The organism is Lutibacter sp. B1, assembly GCF_012524075.1.
Lineage (GTDB): Bacteria > Bacteroidota > Bacteroidia > Flavobacteriales > Flavobacteriaceae > Lutibacter.
On the sequence record NZ_JAAZUI010000087.1, the window covers coordinates 1 to 1,428 of the forward strand.

Annotated in this window: 1 protein-coding gene; it reads left to right on the forward strand. The window is 41.7% G+C overall.

Annotated elements, in window-relative coordinates; genetic code table 11:
* Positions 1-1,428, forward strand: a 1,428-nt coding sequence (locus HGB55_RS14930; RefSeq protein ID WP_305791990.1) for a Calx-beta domain-containing protein, incomplete at both ends; no start/stop codon positions are given.

The following is a 1,428-nucleotide window of genomic DNA, read 5'->3' on the forward strand; positions in this document are numbered from 1 at the left end:
ATACAGCACAATCAGCAACACTAACTTTTACAGGAGATACCGGAGAGAGTCATCCAATTACAGTTTCAATAGCAGATGATACTTTGATAGAACCGACTGAGAGTTTGTATGTGAACTTGAGTAATTTGAGCACGACGCTGATTGGTATTAATGATTCACAAGGAGAGATAACTATTGAGGACAATGACGGAGGTGCAGACAAGGGACTGACCATCAGTGATATGACGGTTAACGAAGGTGATGGTACAGCGACAGTTCAAGTAACCTTAACAGGCAATGTACAGGGAGGTTTTACTGTAGATTACCAAACTGCAGATGGTACAGCGATAGCACCGGATGATTATCAATCACAATCAGGTACGCTAACTTTTATAGGAGATACAGGAGAGACCAAAGAGATAGAAGTTTTAATCAACGATGATACTTTGATAGAACCAACCGAGCGTTTGTATGTGAACTTGAGTAATGTATCCACGACGCTGATAGGTATCAATGATTCACAAGGAGAGATAACTATTGAGGACAATGACGGAGGTGCAGACAATGGACTCACCATCAGTGACATTACGGTTAATGAAGATGATGGTACAGCGACAGTTCAAGTAACCTTAACAGGCAATGTACAGGGAGGTTTCAGTGTAGATTACCAAACAGCAGACGGTACAGCAATAGCTGAGGGAGATTATCAATCACAATCAGGTACGCTAACCTTTGCAGGCACTACCGAAGAGAGTCATCCAATTACAGTTTCAATAGCAGATGATACTTTGATAGAACCGACCGAGCGTTTGTATGTAAACTTGAGTAATTTATCTACTACGCTGATAGGTATCAATGATTCACAAGGAGAGATAACTATTGAGGACAATGACGGAGGTGCAGACAATGGACTCACCATCAGTGATATTACGGTTAACGAAGGCGATGGTACAGCGACAGTTCAAGTAACCTTAACAGGCAATGTACAGGGAGGTTTTACTGTAGATTACCAAACTGCAGATGGTACAGCGATAGCTGAGGAAGATTATCAATCACAATCAGGTACGCTAACCTTTGCAGGCACTACCGAAGAGAGTCATCCAATTACAGTTTCAATAGCAGATGATACTTTGATAGAACCAACCGAGCATTTGTATGTAAACTTGAGTAATTTATCCACGACACTGATAGGTATTAATGATTCACAAGGAGAGATAACTATCACCGACAATGACGGAGGTACAGGCAATGGACTAACCATTAGTGACATTACGGTCAATGAAGGTGATGGTACAGCGACAGTTCAAGTAACCTTAACAGGCAATGTACAGGGCGGTTTCAGTGTAGATTACCAAACAGCAGATGGTACAGCGATAGCAGAGGATGATTATCAATCACAATCAGGTACGCTAACCTTTACAGGCACTACCGAAGAGAGTCATCCAATTA